10 protein-coding genes are annotated in these 15,984 nt (G+C 45.1%); 7 read left to right on the top strand and 3 right to left on the bottom strand.

Annotated features, from left to right (window positions below; genetic code table 11):
- The first annotated feature begins 102 nt into the window (after window positions 1–102).
- On the top strand, window positions 103–2,313 hold the full coding sequence (locus tag QUA57_RS08255; protein ID WP_333060248.1) for an NHLP family bacteriocin export ABC transporter peptidase/permease/ATPase subunit: 2,211 nt from the start codon (window positions 103–105) through the stop codon (window positions 2,311–2,313).
- A 293-nt stretch (window positions 2,314–2,606) separates the two neighbouring features.
- A complete protein-coding gene (locus QUA57_RS08250; protein ID WP_333060247.1) occupies window positions 2,607–5,564 on the top strand; it encodes an NHLP bacteriocin export ABC transporter permease/ATPase subunit in 2,958 nt (985 codons plus the stop codon).
- Window positions 5,565–5,730: 166 nt separating this feature from the next.
- Here the strand turns inward: QUA57_RS08250 and QUA57_RS08245 are convergent, their stop codons facing one another.
- From QUA57_RS08245 to QUA57_RS08235, 3 genes are all read right to left on the bottom strand, one after another.
- A complete protein-coding gene (locus tag QUA57_RS08245; RefSeq protein WP_333060246.1) occupies window positions 5,731–5,871 on the bottom strand; it encodes a hypothetical protein in 141 nt (46 codons plus the stop codon).
- A gap of 245 nt (window positions 5,872–6,116) precedes the next feature.
- Window positions 6,117–6,335 (bottom strand): hypothetical protein, encoded by a 219-nt coding sequence (locus tag QUA57_RS08240; RefSeq protein WP_333060245.1) that lies wholly within the window; start codon window positions 6,333–6,335, stop codon window positions 6,117–6,119.
- A gap of 76 nt (window positions 6,336–6,411) precedes the next feature.
- The gene (locus QUA57_RS08235; RefSeq protein WP_333060244.1) at window positions 6,412–6,639 is read right to left on the bottom strand and encodes a hypothetical protein; all 228 of its coding nucleotides are present in this window, start codon (window positions 6,637–6,639) and stop codon (window positions 6,412–6,414) included.
- Window positions 6,640–7,104: 465 nt separating this feature from the next.
- Between QUA57_RS08235 and QUA57_RS08230 the strand changes: the two genes are divergently transcribed.
- The 5 genes from QUA57_RS08230 (at window position 7,105) to QUA57_RS08210 (ending at window position 15,957) form a co-directional block, all read left to right on the top strand.
- Window positions 7,105–7,494 carry a CVNH domain-containing protein gene (locus QUA57_RS08230; RefSeq protein WP_333060243.1) on the top strand — a complete coding sequence of 130 codons (390 nt, stop codon included), beginning with the start codon at window positions 7,105–7,107 and terminating at the stop codon, window positions 7,492–7,494.
- Between the two features lie 11 nt (window positions 7,495–7,505).
- Complete coding sequence (locus QUA57_RS08225; RefSeq protein WP_333060242.1) at window positions 7,506–7,682, top strand: hypothetical protein; 177 nt, start codon at window positions 7,506–7,508, stop codon at window positions 7,680–7,682.
- A gap of 96 nt (window positions 7,683–7,778) precedes the next feature.
- Window positions 7,779–14,216: an AAA family ATPase gene (locus QUA57_RS08220; protein ID WP_333060241.1), complete on the top strand. Its 6,438-nt coding sequence runs from the start codon at window positions 7,779–7,781 to the stop codon at window positions 14,214–14,216.
- Window positions 14,213–15,244, top strand: coding sequence for a response regulator (locus QUA57_RS08215; RefSeq protein ID WP_333060240.1), 1,032 nt, complete (start codon window positions 14,213–14,215; stop codon window positions 15,242–15,244). The genes QUA57_RS08220 and QUA57_RS08215 overlap by 4 nt, the downstream gene beginning before the upstream one ends.
- Before the next feature lie 83 nt (window positions 15,245–15,327).
- The gene (locus QUA57_RS08210; protein ID WP_333060277.1) at window positions 15,328–15,957 is read left to right on the top strand and encodes a response regulator transcription factor; all 630 of its coding nucleotides are present in this window, start codon (window positions 15,328–15,330) and stop codon (window positions 15,955–15,957) included.
- Window positions 15,958–15,984 lie beyond the last annotated feature (27 nt).

Below are 15,984 nucleotides of genomic sequence, written 5' to 3'. Positions count from 1 at the left end.
GGGGGACAAGAGCAGTCAAAGTCCCTTTTTTTAAGGGGAAATTAGGGGGATATAGACTGGAATACAAGCCATATTTATGATGGATTTTAGCCTTACTAACCCATGAAAATACTCTGGATTCACAAGTTTTTTACCCCGCGAAAATTAAGGCGAGTTCGTACTCCAACCCTGCTGCAAATGGAAGCAGTAGAATGCGGTGCTGCTGCTTTAGGAATTATTTTGAGTTACTGGGAACACCCAGTACCTTTAGCTCAATTGCGGAGCGAGTGCGGCGTTTCTCGCGATGGCAGTAAAGCTTCTAATATCCTGAAAGCAGCCCGAATTTACGGCTTAGATGCTAAAGGGTTTACAAAAACTGTTGAAGAGTTGAAAGCTGTACCGCCGCCTTTTATTGTGTTTTGGAATTTCAATCACTTTTTGGTGGTTGAGGGGATGAAGAAAAAGCGCGTTTACCTCAACGACCCCGCATCGGGGCCGAGGACTGTTTCTTTAGAAGAATTTAAGTCTGCTTATACTGGCGTTGTTTTGACTTTTGAGCCTGGGCCGGAGTTTAAAAAGGGCGGGAAAAAACCGAGTATTGCCAGTGCTTTAGATTCCCGATTGCAAAGTTCCCGCTGGGCGATCGCATTTTGTTTAATTGCTGGTTTATTACTGACTGTTCCCCGTTTGGCTGGCGCGGCATTTACCCAAATTTTTGTGGATGAAATTCTAGTAGAAAACCGTCACGAGTGGCTGCGGCCTTTAATACTGGGAATGCTGTTGGCTGCGGCCGTTCAAGGGCTGCTAGGGCGGATGCGGCTTTTCTATTTGCGGCGGCTGGCAAACAAGCTTGCGATTTCGATGTCGGGACAGTTTGTCTGGCATACTTTGCGCTTGCCTGTGGGATTTTACGCCCAGCGGTTTGCAGGTGAAATTAGCAGTCGCTGCCAAGTTAATGACAAGGTTGCTGAAATTTTATCGGGGAAACTTGCTGCAACTGCGATCGATGCGGTGATGATGGTTTTCTATGCAATAATTATGGTTATGTACGACTGGGTGCTGACGAGTGTTGCTGCTGTTTTTGCAGCCTTAAACTTTTTGGCACTGCAATCTTTATCCCGCAGCCGCGTCGATGCTAACACCAGATTAGCTCAGGAAACAGGTAAGGTTGGCGGTGCTGCGATCGCAGGCATTCAATCTATTGAAACTGTCAAAGCTAGCGGTTTAGAATTCGATTTATTTTCTAAGTTTGCCGGGTACTATGCCAAAATGAGCAACGCCCAGCAAGAATTGGCTTTGCCCACTCAAATATTGTCAATATTACCAGCATTTTTAACGGCATTAGCTGCAACTGCTATTTTAGTTGTCGGGGGCTTGCGGGTGATGAACGGCGGTTTGAGTATCGGGATGTTAATTGCCTATCAAAGTCTCACTCAACAATTCCTGCGACCAGTCAACAATCTAGTCAATTTTGGCAGCACTCTGCAAGAATTAGAAGCAGATTTAAGCCGACTTGATGACGTTCTGCAAAACCCTGTAGATCCAGAAGCAGACCGCGATTCTTTTAATAGTGGAAACAGCCGCAGCGCCATAGCACCAGATGCTTTTCACCTGCAAGGAAGCATTGAATTGCGCGGTGTCAGTTTTGGCTACAGCCGCTTGGAAGCGCCGCTAATTGAAAACTTGAACTTAACCGTAAAACCGGGTCAGCGCGTAGCGTTAGTCGGGGGAAGTGGTTCGGGCAAATCTACTATTGCCAAACTTGTGACCGGGCTTTACGAACCAATGAATGGCGAAATTTTATTTGACGGGGTTCCTCGCAATTTGATTCCCCGTTCTATCCTAGCAAGTTCGCTGGCAATGGTCGAACAAGAGATATTTCTATTTGCCGGAACAGTTCGCGAAAATCTGACCCTTTGGGACCCGACAGTACCGGAATCAGATTTAGTGCAAGCGTGCATTGATGCGGCAATTCACGAACTTATTTTGAATATGCCGGGAGGATACGATGCTCAACTCAATGAAGGGGGGACAAATATGAGCGGCGGACAGCGGCAGCGCTTGGAAATTGCCAGGGCGTTAGTAAGAAATCCGGCGGTGTTGGTGTTGGATGAAGCAACGAGTGCTTTGGATGCTGAAACCGAGTTAATTATCGATCGCAATTTGAGGCGTCGCGGTACTTCTTGTATTGTGGTTGCTCACCGTTTGAGCACGATTCGAGATTGCGATGAAATTATTATGCTTGCAGGGGGGAAAGTTGTTCAGAGAGGCACTCATGAGGAGTTGCAAAAGCTGGGAGGAGCTTATGCTCTTTTGGTTGGGAACGAACAATAAACAGCAGAAATAAAGTAGCCAGCCCGACAGTCCGCCAGGGAATGAATTCCCTGTCTAATAGCTAAAGTCCTCTGAAGAGGACTGAAATGAATGATGGTTTGATTTGGCTATTCAGTGTTGCCTATGGAGTCTTAGCTATTGAGTCGGTTTTAACCGAATTTAGCTATGAGACGGGGATTTGAATCCCCGGCGGATCTGTGGATTAGCCCGATCGATTCGATCGAACTGTCTTCTTTGAGGCAGGGCCTTAAACCCCTGCCCGACTTGATATTACTAATCGCCAATTACTAGCTATGCTCGATCTAAATCCTGTTAAGAAACTGCACCGAATTAAAGGAAATGAACCGCTGCTGCTGAATGACCCGCATCAGGTATGGATTGTTAAGTCGGGCGCGATCGCAGTTTTTGCAGCCAAGATACAAAGTGAGAAGCCTGTCGGAAACCGCTATTATCTGTTCGGCGTCGGTGCAGGCGAGGCTTTGTTCGGTCCAGCTACCCCCCCCAAGCTTCGGGGGGGAGAAGGAGAAGGGGGGGGAGAAAATTCACAACCTGGCTGGGGACTTCTGGCGATCGCGATCGCCGAAACGGAACTGGAACCGATCGCAATCGCAGATTGTGCCGCTTTAGTTGCTGCTGGTGACGGCAAAACGAGATCGCTTGTGGAACGGTGGATACAGCATTTGGGAGAACGGGCGATTCCCTACGGGATAGATGCGCTTCACGCCCCCCATGAAAAAGTTGCGCCAGAAACTGCGGTTGTAGGAGCCTCGCAGCAGATATCGCTGCAAAAAGGTCAAATGCTGCGATCGCCGCCGGGAACAGTTGTCTGGGTGCGCGTCTCGTCGGGCGATGCGAGTGTCGGGGAATTGAAGTTAAATTCCGCTTCCCCAGCGTTTCCCCTGGCTGGGAATATGCTGCTGGTGGCATCCGGGGAAGTTGAGGTGCAAATTTTCTCAACAGCAGAGGTGGAAAATGCCGACTGGCTGCCCGCGAGTTTAGCTTTCCTGCACGAGTATTTCTGCTGCTGCTTGAACTTGCTGGTTTCCCAGCAAAAAGCAGAGGAATTCCGCCGGTTTCAGGAACGCGAACAGCTAAACCGCCAAGTAACTCAGACAGCTTTGGGAGAGTTAACCGAGGTTTTGCATCCCCGGAAAACTGCGTTGTCTGAGGAAGGAACGCCGCTGTTAATCGCTGCTGGGGCTGTAGGTAAGGCACAAGGGATAACAGTCAATCCCCCGGCGGGTTCCGAAGATTTCAGCCGAGTCAAAGATCCGATGGAGGCGATCGCGCGATCGTCCCAATTTCGCACCCGCCGCGTGCTGCTGGTTGGAGATTGGTGGCGACAGAACAGCGGCCCGCTACTGGCTTATACAAAGTTCGACAATCGACCTGTAGCTTTGTTGCCCGGTAAGGGTGAGCGTTATACTTTGTTCGATCCGATCGACCGCAGCCGCCAACGGGTAACTAAAGCACTAGCCCAACAGTTGTCGCCAGAAACTCTCATGTTTTACCGACCCCTGCCGCTATTAGTTCGCAACGCTGCGGAACTGTTTCGCTTCGGGACGAAGGGCTACGAAAAAGACATCATCGTTGCTTTCGGGCTGGGGATATTGGGAACGCTGCTGGGGATGGTGACGCCGCAAGCTACCTCGATTTTGGTCAATGATGCTATTCCTGACAGCGATCATTTGTTAATGTGGCAGTTAGGGCTGGTATTGTTAGTTGCGGCGATCGGACGGGCTGTATTTAGCATGGCCCAAACAATTCTGACCCTCCGGATCGAAAATGCTGCCAGCGGCACTCTCCAGCCGGCAGTTTGGGATCGATTGCTGAGATTAAAACCGGCGTTTTTCCGCAGCTATTCTTCTGGCGACTTGCTGACTCGCTTATTAGCAGTTAATCAAATTCGCGCCCAACTCAGCGGCGCGACGCAGCGGACACTTTTGAGCGCGATATTTTCCCTGTTGAATTTGGGGCTGATGTTTGTTTACAGCCTGCCGCTGACTTTAGTCGGAATTGGTTTAACTTTTCTGGCGGTTATAGTAACAGTCACATCCAGCTTGCTCTTAATCCCAAAAGAGCTGCAGATGGAAACAGGAGAAGGCGACATTAACGGGCTGACAGTAGAACTGATTAACGGAGTATCAAAGTTGCGGGTAGCGGCCGCCGAAGGGCGAGCCTTTGCAGCTTGGGCGAAAAAATACAGCCAGCAAATTAAACTAAGAACAGGAATTAAACGAATTGACGACAGCGTTTCTGTATTTAACGAAGCGCTGCCGTTAGTCAGTTCTATTCTGATGTTTTGGTTTGCAATTGTGTTTATGCAAACCTCTCAAACAGAAGGCGGCGGACTGAATATGGGGACGTTTCTCGCTTTTAATTCTGCCTTCGGAACCTTTCTTTCTGGCGTCACAGATTTGAGCAATACTCTAACTGATATTTTAGGAATTGTACCGCTGTGGGAGCGAGCAAAACCGATCGTTCAGGGAATCCCGGAATCTGACCCGACAAAAGCCGATCCCGGCCGCTTGCAAGGTCAAATTACTGTCGATAGGGCAACTTTCCGCTACCGGGAGGACGGCCCCCCAATTTTAGATGATGTCAGCATCAATATTCAACCGGGGGAATTTATCGCGATCGTCGGGCCGTCGGGTAGCGGCAAATCAACATTATTTCGGCTGTTATTGGGATTTGAAATAGCACAAAGCGGCACTGTTTATTACGACAATCAAGATTTAGCAGGCCTCGACGTTCAAGCTGTGCGGCGGCAGTTAGGAGTAGTGCTGCAAAACGGCAGAATTAATGCTGGTTCGATGTTTGACAATATTACCTGCGGGGCGATGGTAACGCAGGAGGAAGCTTGGGAAGCCGCCCAAATGGCCGGTTTAGTGGCTGATATCGAACAAATGCCGATGGGAATGCACACGGTTGTCAGCGAGGGCGGCACGAATCTTTCGGGAGGGCAGCGGCAGAGATTGTTAATTGCGCGCGCGATGGTTGTCAAACCAAAGGTTATCCTGATGGATGAAGCTACGAGTGCTTTGGACAACCGCACGCAGGCGATCGTTACTGAGAGTTTGGATAAGTTGAATGTGACGCGAGTTGTCATCGCCCACCGCCTGAGTACGATTCGCAATGCCGATCGCATTTATGTAATTGAAGCAGGCCGTTTAGTAGAAGTCGGTTCCTTTGAGGAATTGGTAAAACAGGGAGGATTGTTTGCTCGATTGGTGGCGCGGCAGTTGGAGTAGGGATTCAAGGTAAAACCATTTTCAAGAACCGGCAAGATGCCCGTTCCACAAAGAGTGAATTTATTGTGGAACGGGCATCTTGCCCGTTCATAAAAGCCTTATTAAAAATGGTGTAATATCTCAGTTACATCCGTTACATCTCGTACATTGCTCGTTGGCGAAATGGCTATTCTTTTGTTAGCAAATCTGGCAGCCACAAGAAAATTAGCAATAGCAAGCAGAGGATAACTAAGCCAACACTAAATATTGTAGTGTTACCTATATCCGGGGCTTGCTGCATGAGGTATACTGGCTGTATTGCATCCATATTTTTGGTATATTTATATAATGATTTAGACGTGCTAGGCAGGCAGAAACTGGTTTACAAAATTATTAGTTTTAGTCGCTTAGGGTTGATAAAAACCGCCCCTATAGGAATTACGCTCGATTCACAGGTACATGATATGAGGTAAATAAAAACCCAGTTTATTTAAGAAACTGGGTTTCCATTGATGTTTTCCCCTTGGGTGTTGAAACTCAGCAGAAGCGCGATCGCTTCTCGTTACAACCAGCTCATTTCCCGAAATAGGACTGCATTGCTTCAATTAAGCTCATAGACGGGCCCCGAAAATATGGCTTTTCCCCGCTGACTGTGATAGTACGCATACCGCCCGCGATCGCATCAAGTTCCAAGTCGCTCAATTCTTGATTAGTTGAGTTGTCCGGTGCGGATGCTGTGATGGTGGACGACTCGGATGGTACTTGTTGCAAAAATCGATTGTTGCTTTCCATCAGATGTTTTCTCCTTCGATAATTAGTGAATTTTGCTTCCAAAAGCGATCGAACCAACTCCTAGTAAAGTTGCCTCCTATCCAGCCTTTTTACCCGCTATGTGGCTAACAAAATGCTCGGTCGGAATTCTCTCGGTCGGACCGTACCACTGGAGCTTACTCCAATCGAAAAACGTAAGACCACCTGCGATCGCATCTAATTCCGTATCGTTCAATTCTTCAGCAACAGAATTGACTGGCCACTGTTGCTGTTGCACGGCAGAATCTTGCTCAAGTTCTCGGGAAAACTGATTAGTGCTGTCCATCTGATTGCTCCTTTTTATTTCGGTGAAGGAAGTAACTCCTTATTTGTTTTTTTCCAGCTAAACTAGTGCTGGCCTATGCGTAAATTTAGTTTAGAAAATTCCCTGGCTAAAGTAGCTACCTCAAAGTAGAGTTTTGAACCTATAAAAACAACAGATATTTAACTCACCTTTAGTTGAGGAGATTACCTGAACTTTGGGCTAGGTATCGAATATCCCACGGAACTATAGACTGGTAATACTCCGTTTCTGTGCAATGAGTAAAGCCTGCGTTCCATCCCTCCGTAAGTCTTGTCTAAGCAATAACAGCCTATATTTTAGGGCGACACCTAGCCAAAAGTTTAGGATTTTCCCTCACAGAGGCTGAGTCGCAAGCTGACTATTTGGCTAATTTCATACTAAACTAAAAGCTAGAAGCATTTTAGGGTTATTATCTTACGCTGAAAATAGTAAATAATAAAAAAGACCATGAACTTAATTAAATTGTCGGGATTATCTGTTTCAATCGTACTATCGCTCTCCATCTTCCAGCAGCCGACAAATGCTCAAAGAGCAAGTACCTTTGCTACCAGTTGCACGGATTTTTCAATCAATGGCGCTCAATTATCTGCAACTTGTCACAAAAAAAATGGTACGAATCAGCGCACTTTCATTACCATTCAAGGGGTTCATAATAAAAATGGACAACTGGTACAAGGCAATATTGGGGAAGCAAGTACGTTCAACCGAACTTGCACAGACTTCGGTATTAATGGAGTTCAAATTTCTGCCAATTGCCGCACATCTAGCGGTGATTATCGGCATTCTTCTGTCACATTACTGGGAATTAATAATAACGATGGCAAGCTAATGTATTAATTATAGGAGGATTGAGCATTCCTAAAGTCCGATCGGCAATTGTGAAAGTCCGAACCCAAGAGTCGTATAAACAAAGGGCGATCGAGATGCAAGGGGCGATCGGGCGATCGGGCGGAGTCAAGCGCGCCGCTGATATTATCGAACAAGCTGTATTGACTGGGAAGCCTGTCTTGGCTTCTAAAATCTAAAATCTCAGATGTGGAGTCAAATCTAAAATCTAAAATCTAAAATCTAAAAGCGACTGATGGCTCACGCACCTCTGGTGTGAGGAGCAAATTTATGCTATGTTCTACGCCACAGTTGACAGCGGTATGAATATGCTGACTCTTCCGGGCGTTGAAATCACAGAGCTCATCTACGAAAGCGCAAACTCCCTGGTTTACCGAGCATTCCGACAACTCGACAGTCTTCCTGTCATCCTCAAAGTCCTTAAACAAAATTATCCGACACCCCAAGAACTCGCCCGCTATCGCACAGAGTATAAAATTACACAATCTCTGAATCTGAGTGGCTGTATAAAAGCCTATGATTTGCAGCCCTATCAAAACACGCTGGTGATGTTTGTCGAGGATTTTGGCGGCGAATCCTTGAAAATTTGGATGCAGCAGCAAAAATTTAGTATTGCAGAATTCTTGCGAATTGCGATCGCCACCACAGAAAGTTTACAACAAATTCACAGCGCCCACATCATTCACAAAGACATTAACCCTTCAAATATTGTCTTCAATCCAGCTAGCGGCGAACTCAAAATCATCGATTTTGGCATTTCCACGCAGTTGACGCGGGAGAATTACACCCTAAAAAATCCCAACATTTTAGAGGGAACTCTTGCTTATATGTCGCCGGAACAAACTGGCAGAATGAATCGAAGTTTAGATTACCGCACAGATTTTTATTCCCTGGGCGCTACCTTTTACGAACTGCTGACATACCAACTGCCTTTTGACACTAACGATGTGCTGGAATTGGTACACAGTCATCTCGCTAAACAGCCCTTGTCTCCATCTCAGGTGAATCCTGAAATTCCGCAAATGGTTTCCGATATTGTGATGAAGTTGATGGGGAAAAATGCTGAGGAGCGGTATCAAAGTGCGATCGGAATAAAAGCCGATTTAGAAGAATGTTTAAATCAACTTCACACCACTAAAAATATATCTGTTTTTGCGATCGGTTGTCAAGATATTTCTAACCGTTTTCAAATTCCACAAAAACTTTACGGCAGAGAGCGAGAAATTGATAGCTTGATGACAGCTTTTGCACGAGTCAGCGGACAAGGGCAAGATGCCACTGCCAAAAGTTCAATGATGCTGATTTCGGGATATTCTGGTATCGGCAAATCAGCTTTGGTGCAAGAATTATACAAACCGATTACTCAACAGCGCGGTTATTTTATCTCCGGCAAATTTGACCAATATCAGCGCAATATTCCCTACAGCGCAATTGTCAGCGCTTTTCAGGATTTAGCCAAACAATTGTTGACAGAAAGCGAAGCGCAACTTAAAGAATGGCGGGAAAAACTATTAGACGCATTGGGAATCAACGGTCAAGTCTTGATTGACGTAATTCCTGAAATTGAATTAATTATCGGCAAGCAACCAGCCCCGCCAGAATTAGGTGCGGCTGAAGCGGAAAATCGCTTTAATTTTGTGTTTCAAAACTTCATTAAAGTCTTTACCAAACCAGAACATCCTCTCACGATATTTATCGATGATTTGCAGTGGGCTGACGGGGCATCTCTCAAACTGATGCAACTGCTGATGAGCGCTTCGTCAACGGGACTGTTTTTAATTGGGGCGTATCGAGATAACGAAGTTTCTGCGGCTCATCCGTTAATGCTAACGATTGCAGAGATTGTCGAAACTGGCGCAAAGGTCGATCGCATTTTTCTGTCACCTTTGGATTTGGCCTCTGTTACTCAACTGATTTCCGATGCCCTAAATTGCCCGGAAGCAAGAGTCAACTCCCTTGCCGAATTAGTGCTTTTCAAAACAGGCGGCAATCCTTTCTTTATTAATGAATTTCTCAAATCGGTGTATACAGAAGGCCTGTTACACTTTGATTCGCTCGCTTTCTGTTGGGAATGGGATTTAGACCAAATTCAAGCGAGGGGATTCACTGATAATGTTGTCGAGTTGATGGCTAGCAAAATTCAACAACTGTCAGAGAAAACGCAGGAAACATTAAAGATAGCAGCCTGCATTGGCAATCAATTTGAACTAAAAACCCTCGCCTCAATTCGACAAAAATCAGTGACCGAAACAGCGGATGATTTGTACGCAGCCGTAGCAGAAAATTTAGTCGTGTTACTGGGGAATATGGGAGATGTGGAATTAGAAATTGCAGGAAAATTACCCAGTAGCCAATCCGTAGAATACAAATTTGTCCATGACAGAATTCAGCAAGCTGCTTATTCGCTAATTGCCGAAGAGGATAAGCCGATTGTCCACAAACAAATAGGACAAATGCTGCTGCAAAATATTCCCATTAACAAGCGAGAAGAAAAAATATTTGACATAGTTAATCAACTCAATTTCAGCAGTGAATTAATCGCTCGCCAGCAAGACAAAGATGAACTGGCTCAGTTAAATCTGATTGCTGGCAAAAAAGCCAAGGCATCGGCAGCTTATCAGCCCGCTTTCAACTATCTGCAAACGGGGATAAAATTGCTGGCAGAAAACGCTTGGCAGGTGCAATACCCGCTAAGTTTGCAACTGCATCAAGAAGCCGCAGAGCTAGCTTACATAGTGGGCGATTTTGAGCAGATGGAAAGTTTAGGGAACCTCGTACTAACCAATGCTAAAACAGTGCTCGATCGCGTCAAAACGATCGAGGTAAAAATGGGTACTCATGCTGCCCAAAATCAACTAGATATGGCAATTAATCTGGGGCTAAAAATTCTGAGGGAGTTGGGAGTCAAACTGCCCGCAAAGCCTAACAATCTAGATAGCATAATCGGATTGCTGGAAGTTAAGTTAACCCTAGCTGGGAAACGCATTGAGGATTTAGCCAATCTACCTCAAGGAAGCGATCCTGCTAAACAAGCTGCACTGCGTATCTTGTCATTTATGACTACTGTCGCCTATGGCGTGGCCCCTCAACTGATGCCTTTAATTGTGTTTAAGCAGGTAATTTTATCTGTAAAGTATGGCAACTATCCTGAGTCTCTCCATGCTTATGCAGTTTATGGATTAATTTTGTGCGGAGTTGTGGGAGATATTGAAGGTGGTTATAAATTTGGTCAGCTAGCATTGAGGATGTTGGAGCAATTTGGTAAGCCAGAATTAAAAACTAAAGTCCTTCTTCCATTTAATGACTTTATCCGTCATTGGAAAGCGCCAGCTAAAGAAACGTTGCCATCTTTGTTGGAGGCTTACAAAAGCGGATTGGAAACAGGACAAGTGGAAGAACGTGCTTGTGCGTCTCAAACTTACTGCGGTTATTCGTACCTCTTCGGCGCTGAATTGTCAGGGCTGGAAGGCGATATTGCTACTTATGGCGAGGCGATAGAACAATCAAAATATGACCCGATTATTTGGCAGATTAAACCTTTAGAGCAGTCGGTTTTTAATTTATTAGGTAAGTCGGAAAATCCCTGCTATTTAATTGGGGAAGCCTATGATGAGCGGACTGCGCTATCACTGTTAACTGAAGCTAACGATCGCACTTCGATTTTTGCCCTGCATTTTTATAAAATGATTCTCTGTTATTTATTCGGGGAATATGCTGAAACGGTATCTAACGCAGCTTCCACAATGCAGTATGTAGATAGTGCTGCTGGAACTCTTCAAGTATCATACTGTTATTTTTATGAGTCGCTGGCTCAGCTTTCGTTTTATTCTAATGCTTCTTTCGACGAGCAAAAGCACTGTTTAAAAAAAGTCACTGCTAATCAGAAAAAAATGAAAAAATGGGCGCATCATGCCCCGATGAATCACTTGCACAAATTTAATCTAGTGGAGGCAGAACGATATCGGGTTATTGGCAAAGATGTACAGGCGATCGACTGTTACGATCGCGCCATTTCCCTCGCCAAAGAACACGAATACATTCATGAAGCCGCCCTCGCTTACGAACTCGCTGCCAAGTTCTATTTATCCAGGGGAAAAGAAATCACAGCCAAAGCTTATATGCAGGAATCCCGTTACTGCTATCAACTCTGGGGTGCGGCGGCTAAAGTCAAAGATTTAGAAACGCGATATCCGCAATTATTTACGCTCGACCGCCCTACTAATAAAGCCATTTCAACCACTATATCAACTACTGGCAGCCGTTCTAGTTCTTCCTTGGATATCGATACAGTAATGAAAGCTTCAGAAGCCATTTCGGGCGAAATTGTGCTGGATGATTTGCTGTCAAAACTGATGAAAATTTTAATTGAAAATGTGGGCGCGCAAACAGGATACTTGATTTTAGAAGAACAAGGTAAGTTACTGGTGAAAGCTGAAGGTGCCGTAAATAACGAACTCATCAAAGTATTGCCCTCTATTCCGATTGAAAATTGCCCGAAACTTTGCGCGGCTGTTATCAATTATGTCGCTCGCACGCAAGAAAATTTAGTGCTAAACGATGCAACTCGCGAAGGACAATTTACCAACGAACATTACATCAAAATACGCCAGCCAAAATCTATCTTGTGTGCGGCTTTGATGAATCAAGGTCAACTGGCTGCTATTGTTTATCTCGAAAATAACCTCACGACACAAGCTTTTACTCCCGATCGCCTGGAAGTTTTGCAATTGCTATCGGGACAAGCCGCGATCGCACTTACCAATGCTAAACTCTACGCGGAAGTCAAGGAACGCGAAAACCGACTGACTCAATTTATCGACGCTATGCCGATCGGGGTAGCCGTGCATGACACCACCGGACAAATTACCTACGCAAATCAGACAGCACATCAACTAAGTGCTATTCCTACAATACCCGAAGCAAATACTGAGAAATTAGCAGAAGCTTGTCAACTTTATCTCGCGGGAACTAACGAGTTATATCCCACCGCACAAATACCAATCGTGCGTTCTTTGGCGGGTGAAAATGTCAAAGTAGATGATATCGAGTTCCGCCGACATGATAGAGTTGTTTCCTTGGAAGTTTCCAGCACTCCAATTGTGGATGAAACGGGCAAAATTAATTATGCGATCGCCACATTTCAAGATATCACCGATCGCAAACAAGCAGAAAAAGTTTTAGCTGATTACAACCGCACTTTAGAACAGCAAGTGAGCGATCGCACTCTCGAACTCCAGCGGGAAATTATCGAGCGACAACGAGCCGAAGACGCCGCACAAGAAGCCAACCGAGCAAAAAGTACATTCCTCGCAAATATGAGCCACGAATTGCGGACTCCCCTCAATGCAATTCTCGGTTTTTCCCAACTGTTGAATCGTTCTTCTAACCTATTGCAGGAACAGCAAGAACACCTCGGTATTATCACCCGCAGCGGAGAACATTTGCTCGGACTGATTAATCAAGTATTAGATTTGTCGAAAATAGAAGCGGGACGCACGACTCTCAACGAGACCAATTTTGACCTCCACCGCCTACTGGACGACATCGAAAATATGTTCCAACTACCGGCCGAAAATAAGGGATTGCAGTTATTAGTAGAGCGGATGTCAGACGTTCCCCAATATGTCCGAACTGATGAAATTAAATTGCGCCAAATTTTGATTAACCTGCTTTCTAACGCGATTAAATTCACATCAGAAGGCGGCATTTATGTAAAAATTAAAAAGCAGAATTTTGCTCAGCAAATCTGCTTTGAGGTTGAAGACACGGGAGCGGGAATAGATGTTAGTGAATTAGACAAGCTTTTTGAAGCTTTTGTGCAAACCAAAACGGGGGAAGAATCGCAACAAGGAACAGGATTAGGTTTAACGATCGCACGTTCTTTTGTGCAGTTAATGGGAGGTGAAATGACAGTTAGTTCTCGTGCTGGAGGCGGTACTATCTTCAAATTTGACATTAAAGTTAATGCAGTTGAAAGTGCCGATCGCCAACGGGAACAGCCAACCAGACGAGTTATTGCGATCGCACCGAATCAACCCCGCTATCGAATTCTCATTGCAGACGATGCTTTTGACAACCGCCAACTGCTGCTTAAATTGCTTTCCGCGATCGGTTTTGAAGTCTACGAAGCTAAAAATGGGAGAGAAGTAATAGAAAAGTGGGAGCAATATTCACCGCACTTAATCTTTATGGATATGCGGATGCCCGTGATGGATGGGTATGAAGCAACCAAACAAATTAAAGCCAAAGCATCATCAAGATCCCCCCTTGTTAACGGCGGCGGGGGTATCGAAAGTCAAGCAACAGCAATTGTTGCCATAACCTCAAGTAGTTTTGAGGAAGAGAAAGCCTTTGTCCTTTCTACCGGGTGCGATGATTTTATTCGCAAACCATTTAGAGAAGCAAACATATTTGATGCTCTACACAAACATATCGGGGTGCAATTCGTTTTTGAAGAACTAAATGCTGCTCCCAGTTTCACAGAAAATGAAGTAAATGTATTGACAAAAACAGCTTTTTCTGAACTGCCTACTGAGTTAGTAGCAAATCTCCAGCAAGCCATTAGCAACCTCGATGTGGAACAGATGCAAACAGTCATCAGTCAAATTCGCGAAATCAATCAGCCCTTAGCTAGGGCAAGCGCAGCTTGCATTAAAAATTTTCAGTACGAACAGTTGCTAAATTTAATACACACATTGAGGGATGAGACATGAACAAAAACCTCAGTTTTACCTGTCAAGAAAGTATTTTAGTTGTTGATGATTGTCCTGAGAACTTAAAACTTTTAAGCGGGATACTATCGGCGGCTGGATATAAAGTTCACCTAGCTCCCAGTGGGAAATTAGCTCTAAACTTTATCAATGCCAACTTACCAGACTTAATTTTACTGGATATTATGATGCCTTACATGGATGGCTATGAAGTCTGTCAGCAGCTCAAATCTACTCCAAAAACTCAAGATATTCCAATAATTTTTATCAGCGCTTTACAGGAAGTGTTTGATAAAGTAAAAGCATTTTCTGTGGGTGGAATAGACTACATTACAAAACCTTTTCAAGAACAAGAAGTTTTAGTTCGCGTCGAAAATCAATTGCGTCTGAGAAGGATGTCTAAACAACTCATAGACCAAAATATTCTTGAAGAGCGCAACCGCATGGCGCGGGAAATTCACGACACTTTAGCGCAAACTTTTGCAGGCATTATCATACATTTGGGAGCTGCTGAACGGGTAATATCAGCCAATCCAGAACAAGCACAAGTACACATGAAAACAGTCTGCGAACTGGCTCGCTCTGGACTTGCTGAAGCGCGGCGATCCGTAGAATCTTTGCGCCCGCAACTGTTAGAAGATGGCGATTTGTATAACGCTCTCAACCAAATTTCTAAACAAATGTCATCAGATACAGATACGCGCACTATTTTTGAAGTGGTTGGTACGGCATATTCCCTACCATTAGAGGTAGAAAATAACCTGTTGCGGATCGGGCAGGAAGCATTAACAAATGCTGTCAAATATGCCAAAGCTACGGCGATAAAAATTGAGTTGGTTTACGAAATATCTAAGTTTCTTTTGCGGGTGCAAGACAACGGACAGGGATTTGATACGGAAAGTATCGGTTTTAGGAATGGCTTTGGTTTATTGGGAATGAGAGAACGCGCCGATCGCATTAACGCGCAGCTAACTGTAAACAGCAGCCCCGGAAACGGAACAGAAGTTATAGTTTCAGTTAATCACCAGTAAAGTAAGGTGCATATTTTACGCCATACATAGTAAGTTGGTAGTGAGATTTTCAGTTTTTTTAATAAAATTAACAGGGTAACATGATTAACCAATCCAATATTATTCGCGTTTTAATTGCTGACGATCATTATATTGTGCGGCAAGGTTTAGTGGCGCTGCTGGAGCAGGAATCAGATGTTAAAGTTGTGGCGCAAGCAAGCAACGGGCAGGAAGCTGTGACAATGTTTCGCCAACATCAGCCCGATGTAACGCTGATGGATTTGCGGATGCAGGTGATGGATGGAGTCGCCGCCATTGCTGCGATTTGTGCGGAGTTTCCCAGCGCCCGGATTGTGGTGCTGACGACTTATGACGGCGATGAAAACATCTATCGCGGATTGCAAGCAGGTGCTAAGGGCTATCTGCTGAAGGATGCGGAACCAGAGGAGCTTTTAGCAGCAATTCGGGCGGTTTTTGAGGGTAAAAAGTACATTCCGCTGGCAGTGGGTGTTAAGTTAGCCGATCGCCTGAGTGGCCCTGAATTGAGCGATCGCGAATTAGAAGTCATCCGCCTCATAGTCGCGGGTAAAAGCAACAGCGAGATTAGTGAGGTTTTGCACATCAGCGAAAGCACCGTCAAGTTTCACATCAACAATATTTTGAGCAAAATGGGAGTTAGCGATCGCACGCAGGCCGCGATTTCCGCATTAAAACGGGGGATTGTCAGCCTGTAGTTTAATAAGGGGTATTTTTGTTACTGA

Source organism: Microcoleus sp. Pol7_B2 (genome assembly GCF_036701035.1).
GTDB lineage: Bacteria > Cyanobacteriota > Cyanobacteriia > Cyanobacteriales > Microcoleaceae > Microcoleus.
Note: the sequence above shows the minus strand (reverse complement) of the source record. Positions and strands in the feature narration are given on the sequence as shown.

Coding starts and splice junctions, on each gene's coding strand:
- QUA57_RS08250 (WP_333060247.1), top strand. CDS start 2,607: ATGCTCGATCTAAATCCTGTTAAGAAACTGCACCGAATTAAAGGAAAT.
- QUA57_RS08220 (WP_333060241.1), top strand. CDS start 7,779: ATGTTCTACGCCACAGTTGACAGCGGTATGAATATGCTGACTCTTCCG.
- QUA57_RS08240 (WP_333060245.1), bottom strand. CDS start 6,335: ATGGAAAGCAACAATCGATTTTTGCAACAAGTACCATCCGAGTCGTCC.
- QUA57_RS08230 (WP_333060243.1), top strand. CDS start 7,105: ATGAACTTAATTAAATTGTCGGGATTATCTGTTTCAATCGTACTATCG.
- QUA57_RS08235 (WP_333060244.1), bottom strand. CDS start 6,639: ATGGACAGCACTAATCAGTTTTCCCGAGAACTTGAGCAAGATTCTGCC.
- QUA57_RS08215 (WP_333060240.1), top strand. CDS start 14,213: ATGAACAAAAACCTCAGTTTTACCTGTCAAGAAAGTATTTTAGTTGTT.
- QUA57_RS08245 (WP_333060246.1), bottom strand. CDS start 5,871: ATGGATGCAATACAGCCAGTATACCTCATGCAGCAAGCCCCGGATATA.
- QUA57_RS08255 (WP_333060248.1), top strand. CDS start 103: ATGAAAATACTCTGGATTCACAAGTTTTTTACCCCGCGAAAATTAAGG.